Origin of the sequence: Mesonia sp. K4-1 (assembly GCF_008017825.1) — a bacterium.
In the GTDB taxonomy this organism is placed as follows: Bacteria; Bacteroidota; Bacteroidia; order Flavobacteriales; family Flavobacteriaceae; genus Mesonia.
In genome coordinates, this window is the sequence record NZ_VRLS01000012.1 from 374,785 (window position 1) to 399,256 (window position 24,472).

Annotated in this window: 28 protein-coding genes; 17 read left to right on the plus strand and 11 right to left on the minus strand. The window is 33.0% G+C overall.

What is annotated here, in order from left to right; genetic code table 11:
• Positions 1–44 precede the first annotated feature (44 nt).
• The 10 genes from FT986_RS02935 (at position 45) to FT986_RS02980 (ending at position 10,701) form a co-directional block, all read left to right on the plus strand.
• Positions 45–911 (plus strand): DUF58 domain-containing protein, encoded by an 867-nt coding sequence (locus FT986_RS02935; protein ID WP_147863757.1) that lies wholly within the window; start codon positions 45–47, stop codon positions 909–911.
• Between the two features lie 10 nt (positions 912–921).
• A complete protein-coding gene (locus tag FT986_RS02940; RefSeq protein ID WP_147863758.1) occupies positions 922–2,562 on the plus strand; it encodes a DUF4381 domain-containing protein in 1,641 nt (546 codons plus the stop codon).
• Complete coding sequence (locus FT986_RS02945) at positions 2,562–3,572, plus strand: VWA domain-containing protein (RefSeq protein WP_147863759.1); 1,011 nt, start codon at positions 2,562–2,564, stop codon at positions 3,570–3,572. Before FT986_RS02940 ends, FT986_RS02945 begins: the two co-directional genes overlap by 1 nt.
• Positions 3,573–4,625 (plus strand): VWA domain-containing protein, encoded by a 1,053-nt coding sequence (locus FT986_RS02950; protein WP_147863760.1) that lies wholly within the window; start codon positions 3,573–3,575, stop codon positions 4,623–4,625.
• Positions 4,597–5,505 (plus strand): tetratricopeptide repeat protein, encoded by a 909-nt coding sequence (locus tag FT986_RS02955; RefSeq protein WP_255505887.1) that lies wholly within the window; start codon positions 4,597–4,599, stop codon positions 5,503–5,505. Before FT986_RS02950 ends, FT986_RS02955 begins: the two co-directional genes overlap by 29 nt.
• Entirely contained in the window at positions 5,505–7,268 is a 1,764-nt protein-coding gene (locus FT986_RS02960) for a BatD family protein (RefSeq protein WP_147863761.1), read from the plus strand. Before FT986_RS02955 ends, FT986_RS02960 begins: the two co-directional genes overlap by 1 nt.
• Positions 7,269–7,271: 3 nt before the next feature.
• Positions 7,272–8,024, plus strand: coding sequence for a tetratricopeptide repeat protein (locus FT986_RS02965; RefSeq protein WP_147863762.1), 753 nt, complete (start codon positions 7,272–7,274; stop codon positions 8,022–8,024).
• A 67-nt stretch (positions 8,025–8,091) separates the two neighbouring features.
• The gene (locus FT986_RS02970) at positions 8,092–8,391 is read left to right on the plus strand and encodes a hypothetical protein (RefSeq protein WP_147863763.1); all 300 of its coding nucleotides are present in this window, start codon (positions 8,092–8,094) and stop codon (positions 8,389–8,391) included.
• 72 nt (positions 8,392–8,463) lie between these two features.
• Positions 8,464–10,044, plus strand: coding sequence for a SulP family inorganic anion transporter (locus tag FT986_RS02975; protein ID WP_147863764.1), 1,581 nt, complete (start codon positions 8,464–8,466; stop codon positions 10,042–10,044).
• Between the two features lie 30 nt (positions 10,045–10,074).
• Positions 10,075–10,701 carry a carbonic anhydrase family protein gene (locus FT986_RS02980; protein ID WP_147863765.1) on the plus strand — a complete coding sequence of 209 codons (627 nt, stop codon included), beginning with the start codon at positions 10,075–10,077 and terminating at the stop codon, positions 10,699–10,701.
• 135 nt (positions 10,702–10,836) lie between these two features.
• On the opposite strand, the gene FT986_RS02985 is transcribed toward FT986_RS02980, so the two are convergent.
• Both FT986_RS02985 and FT986_RS02990 read right to left on the minus strand, forming a co-directional pair.
• Positions 10,837–11,145 carry a hypothetical protein gene (locus tag FT986_RS02985; RefSeq protein ID WP_147863766.1) on the minus strand — a complete coding sequence of 103 codons (309 nt, stop codon included), beginning with the start codon at positions 11,143–11,145 and terminating at the stop codon, positions 10,837–10,839.
• Positions 11,146–11,281: 136 nt separating this feature from the next.
• Positions 11,282–11,794 carry a CvpA family protein gene (locus tag FT986_RS02990; protein ID WP_147863767.1) on the minus strand — a complete coding sequence of 171 codons (513 nt, stop codon included), beginning with the start codon at positions 11,792–11,794 and terminating at the stop codon, positions 11,282–11,284.
• A 48-nt stretch (positions 11,795–11,842) separates the two neighbouring features.
• Between FT986_RS02990 and FT986_RS02995 the strand changes: the two genes are divergently transcribed.
• The 4 genes from FT986_RS02995 (at position 11,843) to FT986_RS03005 (ending at position 13,859) form a co-directional block, all read left to right on the plus strand.
• Entirely contained in the window at positions 11,843–12,199 is a 357-nt protein-coding gene (locus tag FT986_RS02995) for a hypothetical protein (RefSeq protein WP_147863768.1), read from the plus strand.
• A gap of 68 nt (positions 12,200–12,267) precedes the next feature.
• The gene (gene pheS, locus FT986_RS03000) at positions 12,268–13,290 is read left to right on the plus strand and encodes a phenylalanine--tRNA ligase subunit alpha (protein WP_147863769.1); all 1,023 of its coding nucleotides are present in this window, start codon (positions 12,268–12,270) and stop codon (positions 13,288–13,290) included.
• Complete coding sequence (locus tag FT986_RS15850) at positions 13,290–13,460, plus strand: hypothetical protein (RefSeq protein WP_187248558.1); 171 nt, start codon at positions 13,290–13,292, stop codon at positions 13,458–13,460. Before pheS ends, FT986_RS15850 begins: the two co-directional genes overlap by 1 nt.
• A gap of 3 nt (positions 13,461–13,463) precedes the next feature.
• Positions 13,464–13,859: a hypothetical protein gene (locus tag FT986_RS03005; protein WP_147863770.1), complete on the plus strand. Its 396-nt coding sequence runs from the start codon at positions 13,464–13,466 to the stop codon at positions 13,857–13,859.
• Between the two features lie 21 nt (positions 13,860–13,880).
• On the opposite strand, the gene FT986_RS03010 is transcribed toward FT986_RS03005, so the two are convergent.
• The 5 genes from FT986_RS03010 to FT986_RS03030 form a co-directional block, all read right to left on the minus strand.
• A complete protein-coding gene (locus tag FT986_RS03010; protein WP_147863771.1) occupies positions 13,881–14,777 on the minus strand; it encodes a DMT family transporter in 897 nt (298 codons plus the stop codon).
• A 26-nt stretch (positions 14,778–14,803) separates the two neighbouring features.
• Positions 14,804–15,808, minus strand: a complete 1,005-nt coding sequence (locus FT986_RS03015; RefSeq protein WP_147863772.1) for an NAD(P)H-dependent glycerol-3-phosphate dehydrogenase — start codon at positions 15,806–15,808, stop codon at positions 14,804–14,806.
• 197 nt (positions 15,809–16,005) lie between these two features.
• Positions 16,006–16,590, minus strand: coding sequence for a nicotinate (nicotinamide) nucleotide adenylyltransferase (gene nadD, locus FT986_RS03020; protein ID WP_147863773.1), 585 nt, complete (start codon positions 16,588–16,590; stop codon positions 16,006–16,008).
• Positions 16,591–16,602: 12 nt separating this feature from the next.
• Complete coding sequence (gene gmk / locus FT986_RS03025; protein ID WP_111539663.1) at positions 16,603–17,175, minus strand: guanylate kinase; 573 nt, start codon at positions 17,173–17,175, stop codon at positions 16,603–16,605.
• Positions 17,175–18,041 (minus strand): YicC/YloC family endoribonuclease, encoded by an 867-nt coding sequence (locus tag FT986_RS03030; protein ID WP_147863774.1) that lies wholly within the window; start codon positions 18,039–18,041, stop codon positions 17,175–17,177. Before FT986_RS03030 ends, gmk begins: the two co-directional genes overlap by 1 nt.
• A 156-nt stretch (positions 18,042–18,197) precedes the next feature.
• On the opposite strand from FT986_RS03030, the gene FT986_RS03035 reads away from it, so the two are divergent.
• Positions 18,198–18,686: a thioesterase family protein gene (locus FT986_RS03035; protein ID WP_111539981.1), complete on the plus strand. Its 489-nt coding sequence runs from the start codon at positions 18,198–18,200 to the stop codon at positions 18,684–18,686.
• On the opposite strand, the gene FT986_RS03040 is transcribed toward FT986_RS03035, so the two are convergent.
• The 3 genes from FT986_RS03040 to FT986_RS03050 are packed head-to-tail and all read right to left on the minus strand — an operon-like array spanning position 18,673 to position 20,727.
• The gene (locus FT986_RS03040) at positions 18,673–19,569 is read right to left on the minus strand and encodes a DMT family transporter (protein WP_147863775.1); all 897 of its coding nucleotides are present in this window, start codon (positions 19,567–19,569) and stop codon (positions 18,673–18,675) included. The two genes, FT986_RS03035 and FT986_RS03040, sit on opposite strands and share 14 nt — an antisense overlap.
• Positions 19,562–19,915 (minus strand): arsenate reductase family protein, encoded by a 354-nt coding sequence (locus FT986_RS03045; protein WP_147863776.1) that lies wholly within the window; start codon positions 19,913–19,915, stop codon positions 19,562–19,564. Before FT986_RS03045 ends, FT986_RS03040 begins: the two co-directional genes overlap by 8 nt.
• A 2-nt stretch (positions 19,916–19,917) precedes the next feature.
• Positions 19,918–20,727 carry a DUF3298 and DUF4163 domain-containing protein gene (locus FT986_RS03050; protein WP_187248559.1) on the minus strand — a complete coding sequence of 270 codons (810 nt, stop codon included), beginning with the start codon at positions 20,725–20,727 and terminating at the stop codon, positions 19,918–19,920.
• Between the two features lie 99 nt (positions 20,728–20,826).
• On the opposite strand from FT986_RS03050, the gene FT986_RS03055 reads away from it, so the two are divergent.
• Positions 20,827–21,969 (plus strand): cystathionine gamma-synthase, encoded by a 1,143-nt coding sequence (locus FT986_RS03055; protein WP_147863778.1) that lies wholly within the window; start codon positions 20,827–20,829, stop codon positions 21,967–21,969.
• A 79-nt stretch (positions 21,970–22,048) separates the two neighbouring features.
• Here the strand turns inward: FT986_RS03055 and FT986_RS03060 are convergent, their stop codons facing one another.
• Positions 22,049–22,840: a glutamate dehydrogenase gene (locus FT986_RS03060; protein ID WP_147863779.1), complete on the minus strand. Its 792-nt coding sequence runs from the start codon at positions 22,838–22,840 to the stop codon at positions 22,049–22,051.
• Between the two features lie 208 nt (positions 22,841–23,048).
• Between FT986_RS03060 and gdhA the strand changes: the two genes are divergently transcribed.
• Positions 23,049–24,392 carry an NADP-specific glutamate dehydrogenase gene (gene gdhA, locus FT986_RS03065; RefSeq protein WP_111539656.1) on the plus strand — a complete coding sequence of 448 codons (1,344 nt, stop codon included), beginning with the start codon at positions 23,049–23,051 and terminating at the stop codon, positions 24,390–24,392.
• The last annotated feature ends 80 nt before the right edge of the window (positions 24,393–24,472 follow it).

The following is a 24,472-nucleotide window of genomic DNA, read 5'->3' on the forward strand; positions in this document are numbered from 1 at the left end:
CAATGATGTGTGAAGCATCATAAAAGCCGATAAGAAAGCATATTATGGATACCAAAGAATTACTAAAAAAAGTACGAAAAATCGAAATCAAAACACGGCGGTTAAGTAACCACGTGTTTGGAGGAGAATACCATTCTACCTTTAAAGGGCGAGGTATGACTTTTAGCGAAGTGCGTCAATACCAATTTGGGGACGACGTAAGAGCAATTGATTGGAATGTTACCGCGCGCTATAACGAACCTTTTGTAAAAGTTTTTGAAGAAGAAAGAGAACTTACCATGATGCTTATGGTAGATGTCTCTGGATCCGAATTTTTTGGTACGCAAGGGAGTTTCAAAAAAGATATTATTACTGAGATTTCTGCAACTTTAGCATTTTCTGCCACACAGAATAATGATAAAATTGGATTACTTCTTTTTTCAGATCAAATAGAACTTTACGTGCCACCTAAAAAAGGAAGGTCACACGTACTAAGAATTATAAGGGAGTTACTAGAGTTTAAGCCTAAAAGCACAAAAACCGATGTAGCCGCAGCCTTAAAATATGTAAGAAATATGATGAAGAAGAAAGCCATCATATTTATCCTATCCGATTTTTTAGCAGATGATTACGACCATACACTTAAAATTTTAGCCAATAAACATGACATTACGGGTATTAGAGTGTATGATGAAAGAGAAAAAGAAATGCCTAATTTAGGAATGGTCCAAATGCAAGATGCTGAAACAGGAGAATTTCTTTTGGTAAACACAGGCTCGTCTTCCGTTAGGAAAAGTTATTCAACCTATTATCAAGAACGAGTAGATTATTTTAAAACGAGTTTTAATCATAGCGGCGCAGGAACTTTGAGTACGCGGGTAGATGAAGGCTATGTAAAGAAATTACTCGGTTATTTTAAACGAAGAGGTTAAGGGAATGAAAATGATAAATAAAAAAACCTTTCAAAATATAGGGAAAACATTAGTATTGGTTTTTTCCTTATTTCTTTTACTCATAAATCAGCATACACAAGCTCAAACCGTTTCTTCGAGCATTGATAGTTCTTCTATTCAAATAGGAGAACAAATAAAATACAAAATTGAGGTAGAAACAGATACGACTAATTTAGTGGTCTTTCCCGAAGGTCAAACCTTTATGCCGCTAGAAAATGTAGAAGCTTCAGCTATTGATACAACTATCAATCAACGTAATTTTAAACTTTTAAAAGAATATGCACTTACTCAGTTTGATTCGGGTAAATATACCATTCCGCGACAGCGTATTCTCATTAATTATAAAGCTTTTTTTACCGATTCTTTGCTGGTTGAGGTTAGAGATGTTGCGGTAGATACGACCAAGCAAAAACTATATCCGGTTAAGCCTTCTATACAAGTAGATAAGCCTTTTCAAGTGGCCGATTGGGTTTGGTGGTTGTTGATAACCTTAGTGATTATTGGCGGACTAGTATTTTTATTATGGAGAAGAAATAAAAAGAAAACCGAAGCAGCGCAAAAAATCCCTCCTTTTGAAAAAGCGATGCTCACTCTAAAGCAATTAGACGAAAGTCAGCAATTAGAAAGCGGACAAATAAAAGCCTATTATTCTTCCTTAACGGAAGCCATACGTCGTTATATTGATGAAAAAATAGATGATAGAGCTTTAGAGAGTACAACTGCCGAACTTGTTGCTCGCCTAAATGCTTTAACTCAAGAAAATAAATTACGCTTAAGCAAAGAGGAAATTACAAAACTTGAAGAAGTTTTAAAACGTGCAGATCTTATAAAGTTTGCAGGTTTCTCTATGGATAAAATCACCGCAAAATCTGATAGGCAAACGGTAGAACATAACATCTTCGCTTTTAAAGAAGCAATCCCAGAGCCTACCGAAGAAGAGTTACTAAAAGATCAAGCTTATAGAGAAGCTGTCGCCAAGAGAAGAAAAAGAAAAACCATTCTTATTAGTGTAGTTGCAGGTTTAGCAATTTTGGTGGTAAGTGCTATTGGTTTTGTAGGTCTAAAAGGTTGGGATTATGTGCAAGATAATATTTTAGGAAGTCCGTCTAAAGATCTATTAAAAGGAGAATGGATACAAAGTGAGTACGGCAATCCAGCAGTTTCTGTCATTACCCCAAAAGTCTTAGTGCGTAATATGCAGCAAGATACTTTACCACAAGCCCAAACGGGAGCGATAATAGAGAGCTTCTCTTATGGTAGCATTTTAGGAGAATATTACATTAACCTAAGCTTGGTGAACTTTCCAGAAAAGAAAGAATTTGATTTAGATAAATCTATCGAAGCAGTTTATACCGATTTTGAAAATAAAGGAGCCACCAATATTCTTATGAAAAACGAAGAATTTACAACGGTAAATGGGGCAGAAGGGATCAAAATTTTCGGAAGCTTTAAAATCAAAAACCCTGTGTTACAAGATCGTACTATTCAGAAATCATATACCATTCTTAATTTTGGATATAATGGAGCTTTTGAACAGCTTATGTTAGTGTATGAAAAAGATAACGCTGCCGCGGAAGAGATAACAAATAGAATCATCAATTCTATAGAATTAAAGATAAAAGAAGAATAATGTTCAACTTTAATAATATCACATTTGAGCATCCCCAATGGTTTTGGCTATTTCTGCTATTACCCATACTCATTCTATGGTATATCTGGAAAAGAAATAAACAAACCGCAGCGGTTAAAATATCGAGTATAAAGGGTTTTAAGGTAAAACAAGGTATTTTACCCAAGCTAAAACCTTTGTTGTTCGTCTTACGTTTATTGGCACTTGCTTTATTAATTACCGCTATGGCAAGACCTAGAACTGTAGATGTTTCTACAAAAACCAACACAACACAAGGGATAGATATTGTTATCGCAATAGATGTTTCAGCAAGTATGTTGGCAAGAGATTTAAAGCCCAATCGTTTAGAAGCTTTAAAAGAGGTCGCAGCAGAGTTTGTAAAACAAAGACCTAGCGACCGCATTGGTTTGGTAGAATATGCAGGAGAAAGCTATACCAAAACTCCAATTACCAGTGACAAAAGAATTGTATTAGAAGCTTTACAGAGTATAGAGTATAATAATTTGCTCGAAAGCGGAACTGCCATAGGGATGGGATTAGCAACTTCGGTTAACCGATTAAAAGAAAGTAAAGCCAAAAGCAAGGTGATTATTTTGATGACCGATGGTGTGAATAACTCAGGTTTTATAGATCCTAAAATCGCTACCGAATTGGCGATGGAATATAATATAAAAACCTACACCATAGGATTAGGAACTAACGGTATGGCACTTGGACCTATATCTATGAGTAGAAACGGACAATTAAGATATGGTAGTGTAAAAGTTGAAATTGATGAAGCTCTTCTTCAGGAAATTGCTCAAAAAACAGGAGGAAAATATTTTAGAGCTACCAATAATGAAAAGTTAGAGGCGATTTATGATGAAATCAATAAACTAGAGAAAACAGACATAGAAGAGTTTAAATACTATAACTATGATGAGAAATATAGACCATTATTATTGTTAGCAGGTTTGTTGTTATTGATCGAGCTTGTATTAAAAAATACTATTTTTAGAAGTTTTGTATAAATGTTGGTATTAGAAGAGAAAATATATTTTTGGTTATTATTGGTAATACCACTGGTGTTGCTGGTTTATGTAGCGCAAGTTATTTGGAAGAAAAAAACGCAAAAGAAATTTGCAGAAAGTTCTTTCTTAGAAAAATTAAGCCCAGATAAATCGATATTCAAACCTTTATTAAAAGTGATTTTATTATCGCTGGCTTTTGCCTGTTTTGTACTTGCATTAGTCAATCCAAAAATAGGTTCTAAAACAGAAACTCTTAAACGAGAAGGAGTAGATGTGGTTTTCGCAGTCGACGTCTCTAAAAGTATGCTTGCCGAAGATATTGCACCCAATAGACTAGAGAAATCTAAACAATTGGTTACACAGATCATCAACAATTTAGCCAGTGACCGTATAGGGATTATCGCTTATGCAGGATCTGCCTTTCCCCAGTTGCCTATTACGACAGATTATGGTTCGGCAAAACTATTTTTACAGGCCATGAATACAGATATGGTTTCAAGTCAAGGAACAGCCATAGGAGAAGCCATCCAATTGGCAGAAACCTATTATAATGACGAATCTCAAACCAGTAGAGTTTTATTTATTTTGAGTGATGGAGAAAATCACGGGGGAGAAATAGAAGAGGTTTTAAATGAAGCCGAAGAAAAAGGAATTAGAATTTTTACTATTGGTGTAGGAACTCAAAAAGGAGGAACCATACCTATAAAAAGAAACGGAGTTACACAAAGCTACAAGAAAGATACAAATGGCGAGACGGTCATCACAAGGCTAGATGCAGCTACGTTACAGGAAATTGCAGAAGAAGCAAACGGAGTTTACATAGACGGTACTAATACTAAAGAAGTGCTAGACAAAGTGACAGAAGCGCTTAATTCTTTAGAAAAAACCGAGTTCGAGACCAAACAATATGCTGCTTATAAAGATCAATTTCAGTGGTTTATTGCTTTTGGCATACTTTTTATAGTATTAGATGTATTCTTATTAGAGAGAAAAACAGCTTGGGTTACCCAACTTAATTTGTTTAATGAAAAGAAAGATAAAAATGCAGCGTAAAAAGGTTTCAATAAACTACATAAAATTAGTAGGAGTTTTTATTTTTTCGCTTTTCAGCGGAATCATTTCTGCACAAGAAAATACAAAAAAAGCACAAAAAGAAGCTAGAGTTTTTGCTGCCGAGGCTCAAGAATCTCTTTCTGAAAATAATTTCGCTCAAGCGGAAGCCAACTACCGAAAAGCCATTGCTAAAGATCCGACCAACGCCGAAGCGAAGTACAATTTGGGCAATCTATATTACGCAAAAGATAAAGAAGGAGAATCTACTCCTAGATTAAAACAAGCCAGTGAGACTTCTCAAAGTAAAGCCTTAAAACACAAAGCTTACCACAATCAAGGAAACGCTTTTATGAAGCAAAAAAAATATGAAGAAGCCGTAGAAGCTTTTAAAAATGCACTTCGTAATAATCCAAAAGATGATCAAACTAGATATAACTTGGCTTTAGCAAAAAAGATGCTAGAAAAAGAACAGCAAGAGCAGGATCAAAACCAAGATCAAGACAAGGATCAAAATCAAGATAAAGAAGATCAAAAAGATCAACAAGACCAGGATAAAAAAGACGAAGGCGAGAATAAAAAAGATCAAGGTGAGGATAAAGAAAAAGGAGATGAGGGCGACCAAAAAGATAAGGAAGATCAAAGCGAAGATAAAAAGCAAGATGAAGGCGATCAAAAGAAAGAAGAGCAACCTAAAGATCCTTCTCAAGAAAAAGGTGATCAGCCTAAAGATCAAAAACCACAACAAGCAAAAGGACAACTTTCTCCTCAGCAAATTAAAAACTTGCTAGAAGCGATGGAAAATCAAGAGAAAGAAATTCAAGATAAGATCAATGCTCAAAAAGCAAAAGGTAGAAAAGTTAGAACAGAAAAGGACTGGTAATGAAAAGTAAGTTTGTAGTTGCTATAATCGGCTTTTTTATTTGCCAAATCACTTTAGCACAAGTAAAATTTGAAGCAGAAGTTAGCCGAACCACTATTGGTGTTAATGAACGCCTACGTGTAGATTTTAAAATGAATCAAGATGGGGATAATTTTAATCCGCCAAACTTCACCAATTTTACGGTGGTTGGAGGACCTTATCAATCCATTAGCAACAGTTGGATCAATGGTAAAAGAACATACCAAAAATCTTACGGTTATTATTTACAACCAAATGCGAGAGGTAAGTTTACCATAGGTCAAGCTGAAATTTTAATAGAAGGGAAGACTTACAAAACCACTCCTATTAATATAAATGTTGTTGCCGCAGTAGATACCCCAACCGATGGTAATAATGCAGAAATAATTGCTTCTCAAAGTATTCATTTAGTAACCAAAGTTTCTAATGAAAACCCGTATTTAAACGAAGGAATAAGTGTAGAATACATTTTATATGTAAGTCCAGATATTAATGTGAGCCAGTGGCGACCAGTAGATAATCCTAAATTTGCTGATTTTTGGAGCGAAAATATAGATATTTCTCGATTAGACGTAAAAGATGGTACTTACTTGGGTGAACCTTACCGCTATGTTGCGCTAAGAAAAACAATACTATATCCTCAAAAGACAGGTAAACTTACCATAGAACCTTTAACCTTATCGGTTTCGGTAGAAGTTCCTTCAGATCGTAGAGATATTTTTGGAAGAAGGTTATATGAAACGGTGCAAAAAAGAATATCTGCAAGTACAAAAGAGATTGATGTAAAACCGCTTCCGCAAACCGGTAAACCGGCTAATTTTACCGGAGCGGTAGGAAGCTTCAATTTTAGTGTAACCACCAATAAACAAAGCTTAGACGCTACAGAATCTCTAGAGGCAAAAGTAAAAGTTTCCGGTAACGGGAATTTAATGCTTTTTCAATTGCCTAAATTAAGCTTACCAGCTTCCCTTGAAGTTTATGAGCCAGAACATATTGAAGATACGAGAACTAATAATAATGGGGTTTTTGGTAGTATTACAGATACCTACACGATAGTTCCGCAGCAAAAAGGAAAATACCCAATAGAACCAGTAAACTTCTCTTATTTTGATGTAAATAGTGAGTCTTACAAGGTGTTGAGCTCTAGAGAATTAATGATAAATGTAGAAAATGGTCCAGTGGCTTCTGTGCCTAATAATTCTACAGCAAGTACTTCAAATAAGCAAGAAGTAATATCTAAAGGAAATCAATTTAGGTACATTCAATTAGACGCTAATTTAAAACCTATAGGAGAAAAAGGATTCTTTAAAAGTTTGTGGTTTTGGTTATTAATATTATTACCTCTTCTCGCTATTCCTTTAACCATATTATTTGGTAAGAAAAGAAAAGAAAGATTGAATGATGTAGCAGGTAATCGAGTTAAAAAGGCAGATAAATTAGCCAAAAAATACCTTTCTGAAGCTAAGAAAAACATTGGTAATCCAAGTGCATTTTACTTAGCTCTAGAAAAATCTTTACACAATTTTTTAAAAGCAAAGCTGTCTATTCAAACTAGTGAAATGAGTAAGGATAGAATTAAGGTGATCTTAAGAGAAAAAGGAATAAAAGAGATGACTATAAATGATTTTATTCAGTTACTACAAAATTGTGAAATGGCAAGATATAGTCCATCATCACAAGCCTCGATGGAGCAAGATTATGAAAAAGCTGCTCAAGTATTATCCTTAATAGATAAAGACCTTTAAGTCATGAAAAAGATATTATTCCTTTGTTTTTTGAGTTTTTCTTTAAGTGTGTTAGGGCAAGATTATAAGGCTACTTTTGAAAAAGCTACTCAAGATTATGCTAACGGAAATTATGAAGCCGCCATAAGTAAGTATGAACAGATTTTAGAAGGAAAGCAAGAATCTGTCGCATTGTATTATAATATGGCCAATGCCCATTATAAATTAGATCATATTGCACCGAGTATTTACTATTATGAGAAGGCGTTAAAATTAGACCCTAATCATGAGGATGCACAAAACAATTTAGCGTTTGCCAATAACATGACTATAGATGCGATAGAAAAAGCAGCACCTACAGGGTTTCAAAAAATTAAAGAAAATACGATTGGCTCATTTAGTGCAGACGGGTGGGCACAAATTGCTGTGATAAGTATTTTGATTTTCGTTGTATTTTTTATTGGGTATTACTTTTCAGTAAAATCAATAACTAAACGAATTTTATTTACAGCTTCCATACTAGGAGTTATATTATTTATTTTTTCATTTGCTTTTTCTTTCATTCAGCAAAATAATGCATTAAACGAAAATTTTGCTATTGTTTTTTCTGAAGAAGCTTCTATTAAAGCAGAGCCTAACCCAAAAGCTTCTGAAGCTTTTTTATTGCATGAAGGCACTAAAGTTAAATTACTAGATAGCTTTAATGGTTTTTATAAACTAGAAATAAGTGACGGTAGACAGGGTTGGTTAAAACAAGAATCCTTAAAACCCTTGTAGTATATTTAATAACGATTTAACAGTAGAAAATTTAAAAAATAGTATTTTTGCAAAACAATAAATGAACATGAAGTTATTTGCATATTTTTTTATAAGCGTATTTTTAGCATTTCTTGCTACACCTACGGTTGTGACGCTAATTGAGCGTGATGCAGACGTTTCTTATGTTTTTAGTTTAGCCGAAGAAGAAGAAAATCATAAAGGAGAAAAAGAAGGTTGTTCAAATATGAGTTGGAAATTGGTTCCAAAAACTTTCAATGATTTTGCATTTTTTGATCAAACTAAAATTTCTTTTGATTTCTTTTATTTACTTGGAACCTCTTCTGTTCATAGTAAATTGGTTTCTCCTCCTCCCGAATTAGCTTAATTTTTTCCGTAGAAATTATTAAAAAATTAAGTTGAGGTATTTATCTAATACCTCTAAAATTCATATATTATTATGTTTAAAAATTTAAACAAAGACATACCAGCTAGTGTGGTAGTCTTTTTTGTTGCACTTCCATTATGTTTAGGAATTGCATTGGCGAGTGGAGCCCCTCTTTTTTCTGGATTAATTGCAGGAATCGTAGGAGGAATTGTAGTAGGGTCTATTAGTGGCTCTCAATTAGGAGTGAGTGGTCCTGCAGCAGGACTTGCAGTAATTGTTCTTGGAGCAATTGCATCATTAGGTTTTGAAAATTTTCTAGTTGCTGTTGTTATTGGAGGTGTTTTACAATTACTATTAGGTGTTTTAAAAGCTGGAGTTATTGGATATTATTTTCCTTCTTCGGTAATTAAAGGAATGCTGGCAGGTATTGGTATCATTATATTTTTAAAACAGATACCTCACGCTTTTGGTTATGATAAGGATTATGAAGGAGACTTAGCTTTTTCTCAAGCTGATGGAGAAAACACATTTTCTGAGCTTATAAATATGTTAGATTATGTATCCCCAGGAGCTATTTTGGTGACAGTAATTTCATTAGTAATATTATTATTGTGGGAAAAAGTACTAAGTAAAAAACATAAAATTTTTACGATCATTCCAGGGCCATTAGTTGCTGTAGCGGCGGGAGTTATTTACCAAATTACTATGGTAGGAACTGGAAATTTAGCTATTTCTCCAGAGCATTTAGTACAAGTTCCTGTACCAGAAAGTGCAGCTGATTTTTTTGGTCAGTTTACCTTTCCTAATTTTGGAGCTATTACTAATCCTCAAATTTGGATTGCAGGAGCTACTATTGCCATTGTAGCGAGTTTAGAAACCTTATTATGTGTAGAAGCTACAGATAAATTAGATCCGCAAAAGCGTATAACTCCGACTAACAGAGAACTTTTTGCGCAGGGAACAGGAAACATAGTTTCAGGACTTATTGGAGGTTTACCAATTACTCAAGTAATTGTAAGAAGCTCTGCTAATATTCAATCAGGAGGACAATCAAAATTTTCTGCTATTTTTCACGGTTTCTTAATTCTATTGTCTGTGATTACAATTCCGTTTCTATTAAATAAAATACCATTAGCAGTTTTGGCCGCTATTTTATTAATTGTAGGTTATAAATTGGCAAAACCAGCATTGTTTAAACAAATGTTTAGCTTAGGAAAAAGTCAATTTATTCCATTTATTGTAACTATAGTAGGTATTGTATTTACAGATTTGTTAATAGGAATAGGATTAGGACTTGCTGTAGGTATAATTGTTATCTTGCTTAACAGTTATAAGAATTCACACTTCTTACATAAAGAAGGGTACGATGTAAATGATGGTAAGTTTAAAATGACCTTAGCGGAAGAAGTAACTTTCTTAAACAAAGGAGCTATCTCTAGAGAACTTCATAGTTTGCCAGAAAACGCTTACCTAGAATTAGACGTTACTAAAACAAAGAACCTAGATCATGACATCGTAGAAATACTGGATGAATTTTCTGTAAGAGCCAAAGAAAAGAATATCACAATTAAGATAATTTCAGAAAGAGGAACTATTGAAAATCCATCTAGTTACAAAGAGTTCTTCGAAAAGGAAAAGAAAAAAATAGCATAAAATAATTAAAAATATAAAGCCCTAAAGGTTATGGAAATTAATAAAATAATTACCAAGAGTGAACAAAATGAAATGACTCCAGACCAAGTTTTAAATGACTTGCTAAGTGGAAATGAAAGATTTGTTACAGATAAATTAAACCATAAAAGCAATAAATCTTTAGTTGAAAGTGCAACTGGAGGTCAAAATCCTAAAGCAATAATATTATCTTGTGTAGATAGCCGTGTCCCTGTAGAAACAGTATTAGATCAGGCTATTGGAGATATTTTTGTTTCTAGAGTAGCAGGAAATTTTGAAAATACTGATATTATTGGAAGTATGGAGTATGCCTGTAAAGTTGCTGGAAGTAAATTAGTATTTGTTATAGGTCACGAAAGTTGTGGTGCTGTAAGTGCTGCTTGTGATGGAGTGGAGCTTGGTAATATCACTTCTATGTTAGAGAATATTAAACCAGCAGTAAACGGAGTGGAAGTTGAAGGAGAAAAATCTTCTAAAAATCCAGAGTTTGTTCAGGCTGTAGTTGAGAAAAACGTAGAGCTTACCATGAATAGAATTAGAGAAAAAAGCTCTATTTTGAATGAAATGGAAGCGAATGGTGAAATTAAAATTGTTGGTGGTGTTTATTCCTTAAAAACAGGAAAAGTAGAGATGCTGTAATAACCAGATAATTTTATATAAAAAAAGCTACCTATGAATTTAGGTAGCTTTTTTTGTTTTTGTGAACCTTATAATTTGTTTTACCTAATTTACTCGGTGTCACAAATTGTTGAACTTGATTTGTTTAACAGGATATTAATTAATCTTTTCGAACTTTTCTGCACAACCCTCATCGCAACTAGAAGGGTTTGGTGTTAATATTAAGAACTCTTTATCTAAATAAATATCGTACATGGCAAGTATTTGACTTTCATTGCAGTCAAAATGCATCTTTATTTTATTATTTTGAAGAATTAGATAGTTACCTTCACAAAGATATTCATCAGAATATAAACTATTGTCTGATTTGAACTCATATAAATAACCATCAGATACAGTAGACCAGTGAGGTAATTCACCACCATAAGAACCGTAAGTTTCAATTAACTTCCAATTTCCTATCAAAGATTGTTTTTTATAATTATCATCATCACTATTACAAGATATTAATATTAAATATATAGTGAAGAAAAAGAACATTGATTTTTTCATAGTATCTATAGTTTGGTTGTGTCTCTAAAACTTTATTAAATATTGCTAATTACAAGTTGTTTTTTTCCATCTCTAGATCAACTTTGCTAAGTATTTGAGGTAAAAACGTGGGAGCAATGAGTTCAATAGGTCTGTATAATATAGATTTTTTTAATTTCTCTTTTTCAATAAAATTAGCCTTATCATTAAAGCTGCTTATAAACATTATAAGAGCGCTAGTTATAAATGCCACTTTTAAAAGTCCAAAGAGGCCTCCAAGTATTCGGTTAACGATACCTAAGGCTATAGCTCCAACAAGTTTTGTGAGTAGTTTTCCTATTAACAATACAAAAATCACGATAAGTATAAAGGTTATAGCAAAAGCTGTAAGCTGTATATATTGTTCATCCCAATCAAATTGGTTCTGTAAGAAGTCAAACGCAAAGTAGCTAAAATGTATAGCTCCATAAACACCTACAATTAAAGCAACTAAAGAAGCAAGCTCAATAATAAATCCTCTCATTACTCCTCTTATAAGTCCAAAGAGAAGTATAATTCCTAAAATAATATCTATAACATTCATACTTCAAATATAGCTTAATTTCAAAAAGTAAGTTCTTATCTTTGCGATATGATAAGAGACGAAGAATTAAAGATGAGATGGGAGACAGTACAGGCAAAATTATCTAAACAATTTGCCGATGGAGAAACTCTAGATCTCGATGCTATTATATACCTAATTGGAGTTCAGGAATTAGGACAAATTCATAGAAAATTTAAAAAAGACCATAAAGTAGATCTTATGCATATTGCTATATGCAGACTATTAGAACCTTATGGGTATTATGAGTTTGACTATATAGATGAGGATGGGTGGCCGCATTACAATACCATTGAAAATTTACCTGTTTTAAAGCCAGGGGAACAATCGGTAATGATGAAAGAAGCTATAGTACAATACTTTGTTGAGAAAGGTTATATAAAATAAAAGCTAGTGAAGATATTGAAAAAGGCTTATTTCTTTTTCTTAACTTTGCAAACTTAATTTACGAGAAGATGATTCAGAAGATTAAAGATTATATTACTGAAGTAGAAAATTTTCAGGGGAAAACTGCTGAAGAAATTGAAGCCTTCAGAATTAAATTTTTGGGTAAGAAAGGTTTGTTAAATGAGTTCTTTGCAGAATTTAAAAACGTTCCTAACGATCAAAAAAAAGAATTTGGTCAAACCATTAATCAGCTAAAGAATTCCGCGCAAGCGAAAGTAGATGAGCTAAAGGAGTGGCTAGAGAATCAGACTGAGGAGAAAGGAATTTACGGAGATTTATCCCGACCAGGTGAAGCGATTGAGATTGGTTCTAGACATCCTATTTCTATTGTAAAAAATCAAATTATTGAAATCTTCTCAAATATAGGTTTCAATGTTTCTGAAGGGCCAGAAATTGAAGATGACTGGCATAATTTTACAGCTTTAAATTTACCAGAATATCATCCAGCAAGAGATATGCAGGATACGTTTTTTATACAAACCAATCCTCAAGATATTTTATTAAGAACACACACATCTAGCGTGCAAGTGCGCTATATGGAAGATAATAAGCCGCCAATAAGAACCATTTCACCTGGAAGAGTTTTTAGAAATGAGGCTATTTCTTCTCGTTCTCATTGTATTTTTCATCAAGTTGAAGGACTTTATATTGATAAAGACGTGAGTTTTGCAGATCTAAAACAAACCTTACTTTATTTTACCAAACAACTTTTTGGAAAGTCTAAAATACGTTTAAGGCCTTCTTATTTTCCTTTTACAGAACCTAGTGCCGAAGTAGATATTTACTGGGGCTTAGAAACTGAAACCGATTATAGAATCACAAAAGGAACAGGTTGGCTAGAAATTATGGGCTGCGGAATGGTAGATCCTAACGTACTTAAGAATTGTAATATAGATCCTAATGAATATTCTGGTTTTGCTTTTGGTATGGGAATAGAGCGTATCGCTATGTTACTTTATCAAATAGGAGATATTAGAATGTTCTATGAAAATGACGTACGTTTCTTAAAACAATTTAAATCGGTTTTATAATGAAAAAAGCAGGCTTTTTAATATTGGTTCTTTTTATCTTAGGTTTAATCCTTTATGTAACTTTTATTGTTGCAGTAATTAAAATTACAGTAGGCTTAATATTATTAGGTATTGCTGCCATAATCCTGAGTGTAATTTATTACAAAATTAAGCACCGTTTAAACGATTAAGTTTTGAAGAAAGACATTCAAATAACACCGGTAGAAGGCGTATATATTGCTGCGGTAAAAGAATATAATAAAGAGTTTCAAATGGATGATTGGAACACTTATATAATTAATGAAAATAACTATCCTTTAGAAACTGTACTTATTGTTTCTAAAGGATTTGATGGTAATAAAATAACCTCCACTTTTAGACATAATCTAAAGCTTCTTCCAGCAAAGTCTTACGCAAAAGTAGAATTACTTCAGCCCGATCTATTTGAAATTAATAATGAGTTTTCGGTTTCTTTCTTTTCGGAAAAAGGATTTTTACACCAAAATTTCTTATTCCCAAAACAAAGTATTAAAGAATCTAAACGAACAGAGCTTCCGGTGATGAAAGAGAAAGGAATTTTAGCAAAATAATTCCTCACTACATTTCAAAAATTATAAGGCTTTTTTAGCGGTTTTTAGATTCATTACTACAATAGAAAATAAAATGAGTATAATACCCAACCATTGCGGAAGCGTAACCACTTCATTTAATAAAAGGTAAGCCATACAAACAGCTACTGGTAACTCTATAGAAGTTATTATAACCCCTATTCCTACATTTAATTTTGGCATACCTGTAGTAAGAAACAACGGAGGTAAAATTGTACCGAACAAAGCTAAAATAGGTCCCCACACATAAAATATTTCGAGATTAAATTCTTGTATTAATGTAGGTAAAGTAATTACACTTACAATGATTAACCCACCTAACATCATCCATTTACTTCTTACAAGAGAAGGCAGCTCAGTAGATACAGTATTAGAACTATAAATAGTTATGGTGTAAGAAGCAGCCGCTAAAAGACCAAACATTATTCCTCTAATATCTAGCTCAAACCTTTCAAATAAAACATTAGTAGCTAATAAAGTTCCTGCTAAAATAATAAACACAGCTAATACTTTTAACGGGGTCGGTTTTTCTTTGTGAATAATAGCATCTAATGCAACGCCCATCCACACACTCTGCATTAGTAAAACGATGCCAATAGAAACTGTGATGTATTGCACAGCCAAATAATAAAAAATACTGGTAAGGCCTAATGAGCTTCCAGCTAAAATTAATTTAAGGACACTTTTTCTTGAAGTAGGAATAGAATGTTCCCTTTTCTTTCCTTTGTAAAAAAGATTAAGAACTGTAAGTCCCAAAAACCCTATAAGAAGTTGTGCAAATGTGACTTCGTAGGTAGTGAAACCTTCTTCATAAGCCATTTTTACAAATGTGGTAAGCATTCCGTAGCTAGAGGCTCCTAGAGCTACTAAGATTCCACCTTTTAAAGCTGTATTTTTCAAATAATAATTTTTACGCTTTCGCGGAATTAATCTAATTTATCGGTAAGTTTTAAAAAGACTTTCTTAGGGTTTTTTTGTTCATACAATACTTCGTAAACCGCATTGATTATTGGCGTTTTCGCTTTTTTCTTCCCTTTGTCTTTATTGATATGGTAGGCGCTTTTTGTAGCGTAGTAACCTTCTGCAATCATACTCATTTCCATTTGAGCGCTTTTTACGGTGTAGCCTTTCCCAATCATATTTCCAAACATTCTATTGCGGCTAAAAACCGAATAACCTGTAACCAATAGATCTCCTAAATAAGCAGAATCATTAATATTTCGTTTCATCTTATACGTTTTTTTAATAAAACGCTTCATTTCTCTTATAGCGTTACTCATTAAAACACTTTGAAAGTTATCACCATAACCTAAACCGTGTGCAATACCTGCAGCGATAGCATAGATGTTTTTAAGCATAGCGGCATATTCTGTCCCAATAATGTCTTCGCTAGTCTTACATTTAATATAGTGATTGCTTAGATGATCTGCTAAAAATTTGGCATTGTCTTCATTAGAACAAGCGATAGTAAGGTAAGAAAGTCTTTCTAAAGCGACTTCTTCTGCGTGACATGGGCCTGTAATTACTCCAATTTGTTCAAAAGGGATACCATATGTTTTATGAAAATGCTCTCCAACAATTAAACTACTTTCGGGTACTATTCCTTTAATAGCGCTAAAAATGAGTTTGTTTTTCAAGGATACGGTAAGTTGATCTAATTCGGTTTTTAAAAAAGCCGATGGAATTGCAAACACAATATAGTCTGCTTCCGCGACAGCGATATTTATATCATTGGTTAAATTTAATTGAGTAACATCAAACTCTACCGAGCTTAAGTAATTTGGGTTGTGTTCTTCTTTTTGTATATGTTCTATTGCGTCTTGGTTGCGCATGTACCAACTTACCGTTTGTACATTTTCACATAACATCTTTGTAATAGCTGTTGCCCAACTACCACCTCCAATGACAGCAAATTTTGAGTCTTTCTTCATAGAATTGGTTTCTTGAAAACAAAAATACAAAATTAAATAGGGTTTGAAATTTAACTCACAGGAGGGAAAACCAACTTTAACACTATTTATAATTTAAATGTGCAATTTAACCAAAGATGCTCACGTTATCCTTAAAGATTTTTTGGTTGGTTATTTAGTTGAAGAGCCGTTTACTTTTTAAGGTAAGCGGCTCTTTTTTATAGATAAAACCCCATTTCATCAATATACTTCCAAACCGCTGCGGGTAATAACGGACGAATATTTTTGCCTTCTTTAATTGTGTTTCTAATGAAGGTAGAAGAAATTTCCATGATGGGAGCTTTTATATGAGTCACTTTATCGTGATTAGCTAAAGCGGATGTTTCTTTTAATTTATATACTCTTGGGTAAACTAGCAATTGATAACGCTCTAGAATGACTTCATAATTCTTCCATTTAGGAAGACTTTGTAAGTTATCTTCTCCCATAATCAATGAGAATGAATAATTGGGATATTTTTCTTCTAGATGGACTAATGTATTGGTTGTATAATTAGGTTGAGGCAAAGAAAATTCTATATCTGAAGGTCTTAACTTTGTATAATCTTCTGTCGCTCTATGCACCATTTCTAAACGATCATAATCGGGTAGAAGGCTGCTTTTCTTTTTGTGCGGATTATGAGGGGTAACAACCAGCCAAACTTCATCTACATTAGAGAATTCTGCAATATGATTGGCAATGGCGAGATGTCCAACGTGAATAGGATTGAAAGTTCCAAAATAAAGACCAATGTGTTTTTTCAAAACGAATTTGTTTTACTTACTCACAAAATTTTTAACCAAAGTATAAGATTCTAATAAAGCTTTAGGAAGATCGTTATTAACGATAATAAAATCAAATTGTGGAGCGGTAGCCATTTCTATACTCGCTTTTGCTACCCTCATATTAATGCGATCTTCAGTCTCTGTTTTTCGCTTTTTGAGTCTTATTTTAAGTTCTTCGATGCTTGGTGGTTGTACAAATACAGCCAAAGTTCTTTCAGGATAAATATGTTTAATATCAAGACCACCTACAACATCTATATCAAAAACAACATGTTTACCTTGAGCCCAAATGCGTTCTACCTCCTTTTTTAAAGTACCGTAAAAATTGTCTCGGTAAACTTCTTCCCATTCTAAGAAATCATCATTTTTAATGTGAGTTTTAAATTCTGATAAAGACATAAAATAATAATCTTCACCATGAACTTCATCTCCTCGTGGTTCTCTTGATGTCGCTGAAATAGAAAAATCTAAATTGAGATCTTCTTGCTTTAATAAATGTCTAACAATGGTGGTTTTACCCGATCCTGAGGGTGCTGAAAAAACGATTAATTTACCTTCAATCATTATAAAACGTTTAAAAGTTGTTCTTTAATTTTCTCTAACTCATCCTTCATTTGTACCACTAATTTTTGCATTGGGGCGTAATTAGATTTACTTCCAATGGTGTTGATTTCCCGACCAATTTCTTGCCCTATAAACCCTAATTTTTTACCGTTGGAATCTTGAGAATTTAATGCTTCCGTAAAGTAAGATAGGTGATTGTCTAAGCGTATTTTTTCTTCGGTAATGTCATATTTTTCAATATAATAAACCAATTCTTGCTCAAACCTGTTTTCATCTACATTTTCTTTTAAATCGGCTATTCCTTTACGTAATCTTTCTTTTACGGCTTCTACACGCTCGGGATCTATGGCAATAATTTCTGCCAAAATACTTTTGATATTATTGATACGTAAAACAAAATCTTGCTCTAAAACTTTTCCTTCATCAAGTCTAAACTGCGTTACTTCTTGTAAAGCCGTTTCAACCCCATCTTCAATAGCTGCAAATTCATTTTCATCAATTTCTTCACGCTCAGTTTTAAGAGCATCGGGGAGACGAATGGCCATTTTTAAAAGTTCAACGTCGTCTTTTGTTCCCCTTTCCGGAATTGATTTTAGTTGCTCTATATAATTTTTTACTACCACTTTATTAATGGATGCCGAAGTCTCTTCGCCTGTAACCTCTGCGTATAAAGAAAAATCTACTTTTCCTCTTTGCAATTCCTTAGAAATTTTATTTCTTAAACTCAGTTCTTTTTCTCGGTATTGAGAAGGCATACGAGTATTAAGGTCTAGGTTTTTACTATTTAAAGTTTTAATTTCAATAGTAATTTTTTTGTTAGGAAGCTCTACCATGTGCTTTCCAAAACCAGTCATGGATTGAATCATGTCTTTCTTTTAAAGTTGCGCAAAGGTAATAAAAACTAACTGCTTAACGATAATTATTATATTTTGCTCTTAGTAGTGGCTATTACGTTAAATAAAGGCAAATTATTTGAAACTTATGTTTTAAATTTGCTATGCTTGCACAATAAAAATAAAAGTATGTTTACAAAAGAATTTGAAATCCGCTGGAGCGATATAGATGCCAATAGACATTTAGCCAATTCGGCTTATATGAATTTTATGAGTCATACGAGGATGGCTTTTTTACTGGAGCACGGTTTTGGACAGAAACAGTTAGCTGAATATAACATTGGTCCAGTAGTTTTTTATGAGCATATTTATTATTTTAAAGAAGTCTTTGCAGGTAAACCCGTGAGCGTTAGTTTAGAGCTTAAAGGAATATCTGAAGATGGAATGTTTTTTGAATTTCTTCATAATATTTATGATCATAAAGGAAGAAATTGTGCAAGTTGTGAAATGTTAGGTTCTTGGATTGATTTAAAAGAAAGGTCGCTAGTAACTTTGCCTAAAAATCTCTTAGAGCAATTAAATACTTTGAGTAGAACAGAAGATTTTAAAATCTTAACTAAAGAAGATACAAGAAGGTTTGGTAAAAAACCTAAAGATGTAGATCCTAGTTTGTTGTAACCGTTTTCTTTTTCGTCACCATATATACTCCAGTAAAAACAAATAAACCAGCTACTATTTTCACTAAATTGAGTTGATCTGCGCCGACGCTAGTTGCATAAATAATAGCAACTAGAGGTTGTAAATACATAAAAACACTAAGTGTAGAAGCAGAAAGGTGTTTAATAGCGAAAATGTTAAGTAAATAAGTCATAAAGGTGGTGGCAACAACCACAAAGGCAATTTGCCACAAGACAACAGTGGGGATTTCTTGCCAAACAATTTCATTAAACTCTCCAATGGTAATGGGTAAGTTAATGATGGTGGCTATTAAAAATAACCATTTCATTAACGTTATAGCATCGTATTTTGCGGTGAGCGGTTTTACTAAAATTAAGTAAAGACCAAAAGAAAAAGCGTTGACAATAAATAAAATATTACCTAATGGGATATTAGGAGCGTTGGTAGATGTACTCGAGCTAAAAAACACTAATATTAACGCGCCAATAAGACCTACAATTATTCCTGCTATTTTTAATAAGGTAATTCTTTCTCTTAGAATTATCGCCCCCAGTAATAATACCATAACGGGTGAGAGTGTAATGATAACTGAACTATTTATGGGAGTAGAAAGGCTTAGCCCTTTAAAAAAGAAAAGCATATTAATTACCATACCGCAAATTGCACAGGCGATTAATCTGGGCCAATCTTCTTTCTTTATTTTCTGTGAGGTTTTTAAAAAACTTAAACTCCAAAATAAAATGGAGGCGCCTACTACACGCAATAATATAAAACCATAGGGTTGAACATACGTAGGCATAACGTCTTTAGCAAGAGTATGGTTTATGCCATAAATAGTGCTAGCGCCTATAGCTGCAAGAATAGCTAAAATGCGATTATTCACTCAACTGCTTTTTTAAAGCTTCAATCGTTTTTTTGCTGTTCCCTATAAAAATTTCATCGTTAAGAATAAAAACTGGTCTTTTTAAAAAAGTGTAATGTTCTAATAGTAAATTTTTATAATCCGTTTCAGATAAGTTTTTCGCCTTTAGATCTCTTTCTTTATAAAGTTTGGCTCTTTTATTAAAAAGGTCTTCATAGCTAAGAGAATAGGTGTAAAGCTCATCAAGTTGAGATTCGGTTAATGGTTCTTTTTTTAGATCTTGCTTGGTAAAATCATCCTTTAAGTCTAATTCTTTTAGGATTCTTTTACATGTATCGCAGGTAGAGAGAAAATATACTTTTTTCATTTTTATTGATTTAACCAAGCTTCGACATCTTCTTTAGGGAACGAAAATTTAATATCACCTTCAGCATAGCTTGCAGCTTCATAAGCATTGTAAATCATATAAAGACTATCCTTGGTAACGGCTATATTTTCAGCTAACTTAAACTCGTCATTTTCAAAGAAAAAACCATTTTTATTCAGACTTTCATTCTCAGTAAGATTAAACTTCTTTCGAAACATTCCTTCCGCGTAAGCTTTAAAAGCATTCTTATTTTTTAAAAGCTTTTCATTAGTTACTATTTCACCTGTATTCTTATCATAGGTATGGTAGAGTTTAGCACCATAACCGTGCGCACCTCCTGTATACGTATAGAAAATAGTAGAATAAACTAAAGTTTGGTTATTTTCAAATAATTGTTCTTGGTCAATTTTTAGTTCATAAACAGCAGGAGACTCTGGAAATTCATTTTTAAAAGAAATATAATCTTCAATAAATTTATTTACACCTTCGTCAATTTTTTTATAGGAAATACTGTCATTAGGGGTTTGTACGATAGAGGATAAATTCTCTTCATTAGCCTTATTTATTTTTTCTCCAACATTAGAATCATTCGTAATGTATAAATACTTGATGTCCATTTGGGGACAAGGGTTTCTTTTGCAAGTAGCTAAAGTACTTTTTGATATATTTTTTATGCTATAGTTGAAAATCGTAGAATTAGAATTTTCTTGTTCTATAGGTGCTTTTTCATTCGTTGTAGTTTTGTTTTCTTCTTTACAACCCACACTCAAAATTAACAGAAAACATAAGCTTAAAAGCGAAAATTTTTTCATTATCATATATTAAAAACAATAACTAAAGGTAAGGTCAATTTTGCGATTCGGCAAATAGAATAGTATTTTTGATAGACAAATATTTTAAATTAATAATAGATGAAGTTTAATACAAGAACCATACATGGGGGCCAAGAAGACATAGATCCTGCATACAATTCGGTCATGCCGCCTATCTATCAAACTTCTACTTATGCACAATCTACTCCTGGAGGGCATGAGGGTTTTGAATATTCTAGAAGCGGTAATCCCACCCGTTCTGCCTTAGAGAAATCTATAGCTAGTTTAGAGAACGGAAATTACGGATTGGCTTTTGGTTCTGGTTTAGCCGCAATAGATGCAATATTAAAACTTCTAAAACCTGGAGATGAGGTGATTTCTACCAATGACTTATATGGAGGAACCTTTCGCTTATTTACCAAAATTTTTGAAGGTTTTGGAATTAAATTTCATTTTGTAGGAATGAGCGAAGCTCAAAATATTGAAAATTACATCAATAAAAATACAAAATTGATTTGGGTGGAAACACCAACCAATCCAATGATGAATATTATTAATATTGAAGCAGTCGCAGAAATTAGTAAAAAACATCAAACCCTATTGGCGGTAGATAACACTTTTGCTACTCCATACTTACAACAACCTTTAGATTTAGGTGCAGATATCGTTATGCATAGCGCTACTAAATATCTAGGAGGTCATAGTGATGTCGTTATGGGGGTTTTAGCTGTAAAAGATAAGGAGCTCGCAAATAAGCTATATTTTATCCAAAATGCAAGCGGAGCGATTGCGGGTCCGCAAGACAGTTTTCTGGTATTAAGAGGCATTAAAACACTTCATCTAAGAATGCAAAGACATTGTGAAAATGGTAAAGCTGTAGCTGAATTTTTATCAAATCATCCCAAAGTAGATAAAGTATATTGGCCAGGACTGCCATCTCATCCTAATCATGATATTGCTAAAAAGCAAATGAAAGATTTTGGCGGAATGGTTTCTTTCACCACCAAGAATAATAGCCTGCCGGAAGCAATTTCTTTCGTTGAAAAATTAAAAGTTTTCACCTTAGCGGAATCTTTAGGCGGTGTAGAATCTTTAGCAGGTCACCCTGCGAGTATGACTCACGCTTCTATTCCAAAAGAGGGAAGAGAAAAAATAGGGATAGTAGATTCCTTAATTCGTTTAAGTGTAGGAGTAGAAGATGAAAGAGACCTGATTGAAGATTTAAAACAAGCATTAGGCTAATGATGTTTGTGTAAAAAATGTAATAACAAAAAAGCACTCATTATATGAGTGCTTTTTTTATTATGAGTATTTAAATAATTTAAAAATTAAGGTAATAAATGTATCCTACATTAAGCCAAACCATCCATTCATTAGATTTATTTTGAATGTTGTCGTGGTCTAGTCCATCGATAAAATCTGTACCATATGAATGCCATTTTAAATCTATGAGTAAATCACTATAATCATTTAATCGATAACGTGTTCCCGCACTAAAGACGATAGAATAGGTAGTGCCAGATGAGGTATCAATATATGGATCTTCTCCTGAAGGAGCCAAAAACTCGTAAAATGTATTTGCTTGAGAACCTATTCTTCCAGGTAAATCAGTTTCAACCTCAGGGTCGTAATTTACAAAATGTACTCCTAAGCTTATATATGGAGCAAATTTATAAGCTCCAGCCTCAAAGTCTCTAATACTGCGTGGGAAAAACTCTAAGTGTGGGCCAATTTCAAAAACTTTGGCTTTTCCATGCATCGATCTAAGCTTCAATCCGCCAATAGAATTTTTTTCAGATTCTTTACCAAAGTGTTCAAGTTTGGTAACGTGGTAGTCTAACTCAGTTCTAATTTTAAAATGATCGTTAAAATACCTATCTCTACTATAACAATTACAATCTGCTCGGTAAGCAAAATTAATGTAATGTACTAAGCCCACACCCAGACCAATATTTCCAAAATTGGTTTCGGAGTTTCCTCTAAGACCATAATCAGATTTCATGGCTACAGGACCAGCAATTACACCTATTTCTTGTGAAAAAGATTGAGCATAATTGGCTGTGCTACATAAAAACAACAAGGATAAGGTTAAAAGTAGACGGCTAGTTTTCATTAAAAAAAACTTAAGTTAGTTTGGCAAATATATAAAAACAAAAATTAGGAGGAAATATAATTTCGTTATCTCCGCATTTATATCAATTTATTAATGAGAGCGTTATTAAAATGAAGATTATTCAAAAATGAAATACTTCTCAGCCAAAGAAACTTTATATTTGTAAAACTTAATACAATAATTGTTTAAAATATTTTCCAAAAAAATTATGAAAGAAAGTGTAAAAAACTTTTTAGATAAAGTTTCAAAAAGAAATGCCAATGAGCCAGAATATATGCAAGCGGTTCACGAAGTGGCAGAGACCATTATTCCTTTTATAGAAGAAAATGAAAAGTATCAAAATAAGATGCTTTTAGAGAGAATGGTGGAGCCAGAACGTGTGATTATGTTTAGAGTATCTTGGTTAGATGATGAAGGTAACATTCAAATTAATAGAGGATTTCGTATTCAAATGAATTCTGCTATTGGTCCTTATAAGGGAGGTTTACGTTTTCATCCATCAGTTAACTTAAGTATTTTAAAATTCTTGGCTTTTGAGCAAGTATATAAAAATAGTTTAACTACTCTTCCTATGGGAGGTGGTAAAGGTGGATCAGATTTTGATCCTAAAGGAAAATCTGATAATGAAGTGATGCGTTTTTGTCAAAGCTTTATGACAGAATTATCTAAGCATATTGGAGCTAATACAGATGTTCCTGCAGGAGATATAGGTGTTGGAGCTCGCGAGATAGGATTTATGTTCGGTCAATATAAAAGACTTCAAAATGAATTTACAGGAATCCTAACAGGAAAAGGACTTTCTTACGGAGGTTCTTTAATTCGCCCAGAAGCTACAGGTTACGGAAATGTATATTTTGCACAAAGCATGCTTAAAACTAAAGGAGATACTTTTGAAGGGAAAACAGTTGTAGTTTCAGGTTCAGGAAACGTGGCGCAATATGCTTCAGAAAAAGTAACTCAATTAGGAGGAAAGGTAGTGACTTTATCAGATTCTTCTGGATATATTTATGATGAAGAGGGAATTGATGAAAAGAAATTAGCTTTTGTAATGGAGCTTAAGAATGAGAGAAGAGGTAGAATTAAAGAATATTTAGATCAATATCCTAATGCTAAGTATTTTGAAGGGAAAACACCTTGGGACGTTAAATGTGATGTCGCTTTACCTTGCGCTACTCAAAATGAGCTTTTAGAAGAAGATGCTAAAACTTTAGTAGAAAATGGATGTATTTGTGTAGGAGAAGGGGCAAATATGCCATGTACTCCAGAAGCAGTTGAAGTTTTTCAAAAAGCAAAAATTTTATTCTCTCCAGGAAAAGCATCAAATGCAGGAGGTGTGGCAACTTCAGGATTAGAAATGTCTCAAAACTCTATGCGTTACAATTGGACTTCAGAAGAAGTGGATGAAAAATTGTTTGGTATTATGCACGATATTCATGAAGCTTGTGTAAAATATGGTACAGATGAAAACGGATATATAGATTACGTAAAAGGAGCAAATATTGCTGGTTTCGTTAAAGTTGCTGATGCTATGCTAGCTCAAGGAGCGGTTTAATAAGTTTATAAGTGTTTGAAAAAGCCGCAATTTGCGGCTTTTTTTATGCTCAATTTTTTAAAGCTAAGCTATAAGGATAT

Coding starts and splice junctions, on each gene's coding strand:
- FT986_RS03060 (WP_147863779.1), bottom strand. CDS start 22,840: ATGAAAACTAGCCGTCTACTTTTAACCTTATCCTTGTTGTTTTTATGT.
- FT986_RS02950 (WP_147863760.1), top strand. CDS start 3,573: ATGTTGGTATTAGAAGAGAAAATATATTTTTGGTTATTATTGGTAATA.
- FT986_RS02990 (WP_147863767.1), bottom strand. CDS start 11,794: ATGAATGTTATAGATATTATTTTAGGAATTATACTTCTCTTTGGACTT.
- FT986_RS03045 (WP_147863776.1), bottom strand. CDS start 19,915: ATGAAAAAAGTATATTTTCTCTCTACCTGCGATACATGTAAAAGAATC.
- FT986_RS02965 (WP_147863762.1), top strand. CDS start 7,272: ATGAAAAAGATATTATTCCTTTGTTTTTTGAGTTTTTCTTTAAGTGTG.
- FT986_RS15850 (WP_187248558.1), top strand. CDS start 13,290: ATGAAAAAAGCAGGCTTTTTAATATTGGTTCTTTTTATCTTAGGTTTA.
- FT986_RS02975 (WP_147863764.1), top strand. CDS start 8,464: ATGTTTAAAAATTTAAACAAAGACATACCAGCTAGTGTGGTAGTCTTT.
- FT986_RS02980 (WP_147863765.1), top strand. CDS start 10,075: ATGGAAATTAATAAAATAATTACCAAGAGTGAACAAAATGAAATGACT.
- gmk (WP_111539663.1), bottom strand. CDS start 17,175: ATGATTGAAGGTAAATTAATCGTTTTTTCAGCACCCTCAGGATCGGGT.
- FT986_RS02945 (WP_147863759.1), top strand. CDS start 2,562: ATGTTCAACTTTAATAATATCACATTTGAGCATCCCCAATGGTTTTGG.
- FT986_RS03030 (WP_147863774.1), bottom strand. CDS start 18,041: ATGATTCAATCCATGACTGGTTTTGGAAAGCACATGGTAGAGCTTCCT.
- FT986_RS03015 (WP_147863772.1), bottom strand. CDS start 15,808: ATGAAGAAAGACTCAAAATTTGCTGTCATTGGAGGTGGTAGTTGGGCA.
- FT986_RS02935 (WP_147863757.1), top strand. CDS start 45: ATGGATACCAAAGAATTACTAAAAAAAGTACGAAAAATCGAAATCAAA.
- gdhA (WP_111539656.1), top strand. CDS start 23,049: ATGAAAGAAAGTGTAAAAAACTTTTTAGATAAAGTTTCAAAAAGAAAT.
- FT986_RS02955 (WP_255505887.1), top strand. CDS start 4,597: ATGAAAAGAAAGATAAAAATGCAGCGTAAAAAGGTTTCAATAAACTAC.
- FT986_RS03035 (WP_111539981.1), top strand. CDS start 18,198: ATGTTTACAAAAGAATTTGAAATCCGCTGGAGCGATATAGATGCCAAT.
- FT986_RS02940 (WP_147863758.1), top strand. CDS start 922: ATGATAAATAAAAAAACCTTTCAAAATATAGGGAAAACATTAGTATTG.
- FT986_RS03050 (WP_187248559.1), bottom strand. CDS start 20,727: ATGAAAAAATTTTCGCTTTTAAGCTTATGTTTTCTGTTAATTTTGAGT.
- FT986_RS02970 (WP_147863763.1), top strand. CDS start 8,092: ATGAAGTTATTTGCATATTTTTTTATAAGCGTATTTTTAGCATTTCTT.
- pheS (WP_147863769.1), top strand. CDS start 12,268: ATGATTCAGAAGATTAAAGATTATATTACTGAAGTAGAAAATTTTCAG.
- FT986_RS02960 (WP_147863761.1), top strand. CDS start 5,505: ATGAAAAGTAAGTTTGTAGTTGCTATAATCGGCTTTTTTATTTGCCAA.
- FT986_RS02995 (WP_147863768.1), top strand. CDS start 11,843: ATGATAAGAGACGAAGAATTAAAGATGAGATGGGAGACAGTACAGGCA.
- FT986_RS03055 (WP_147863778.1), top strand. CDS start 20,827: ATGAAGTTTAATACAAGAACCATACATGGGGGCCAAGAAGACATAGAT.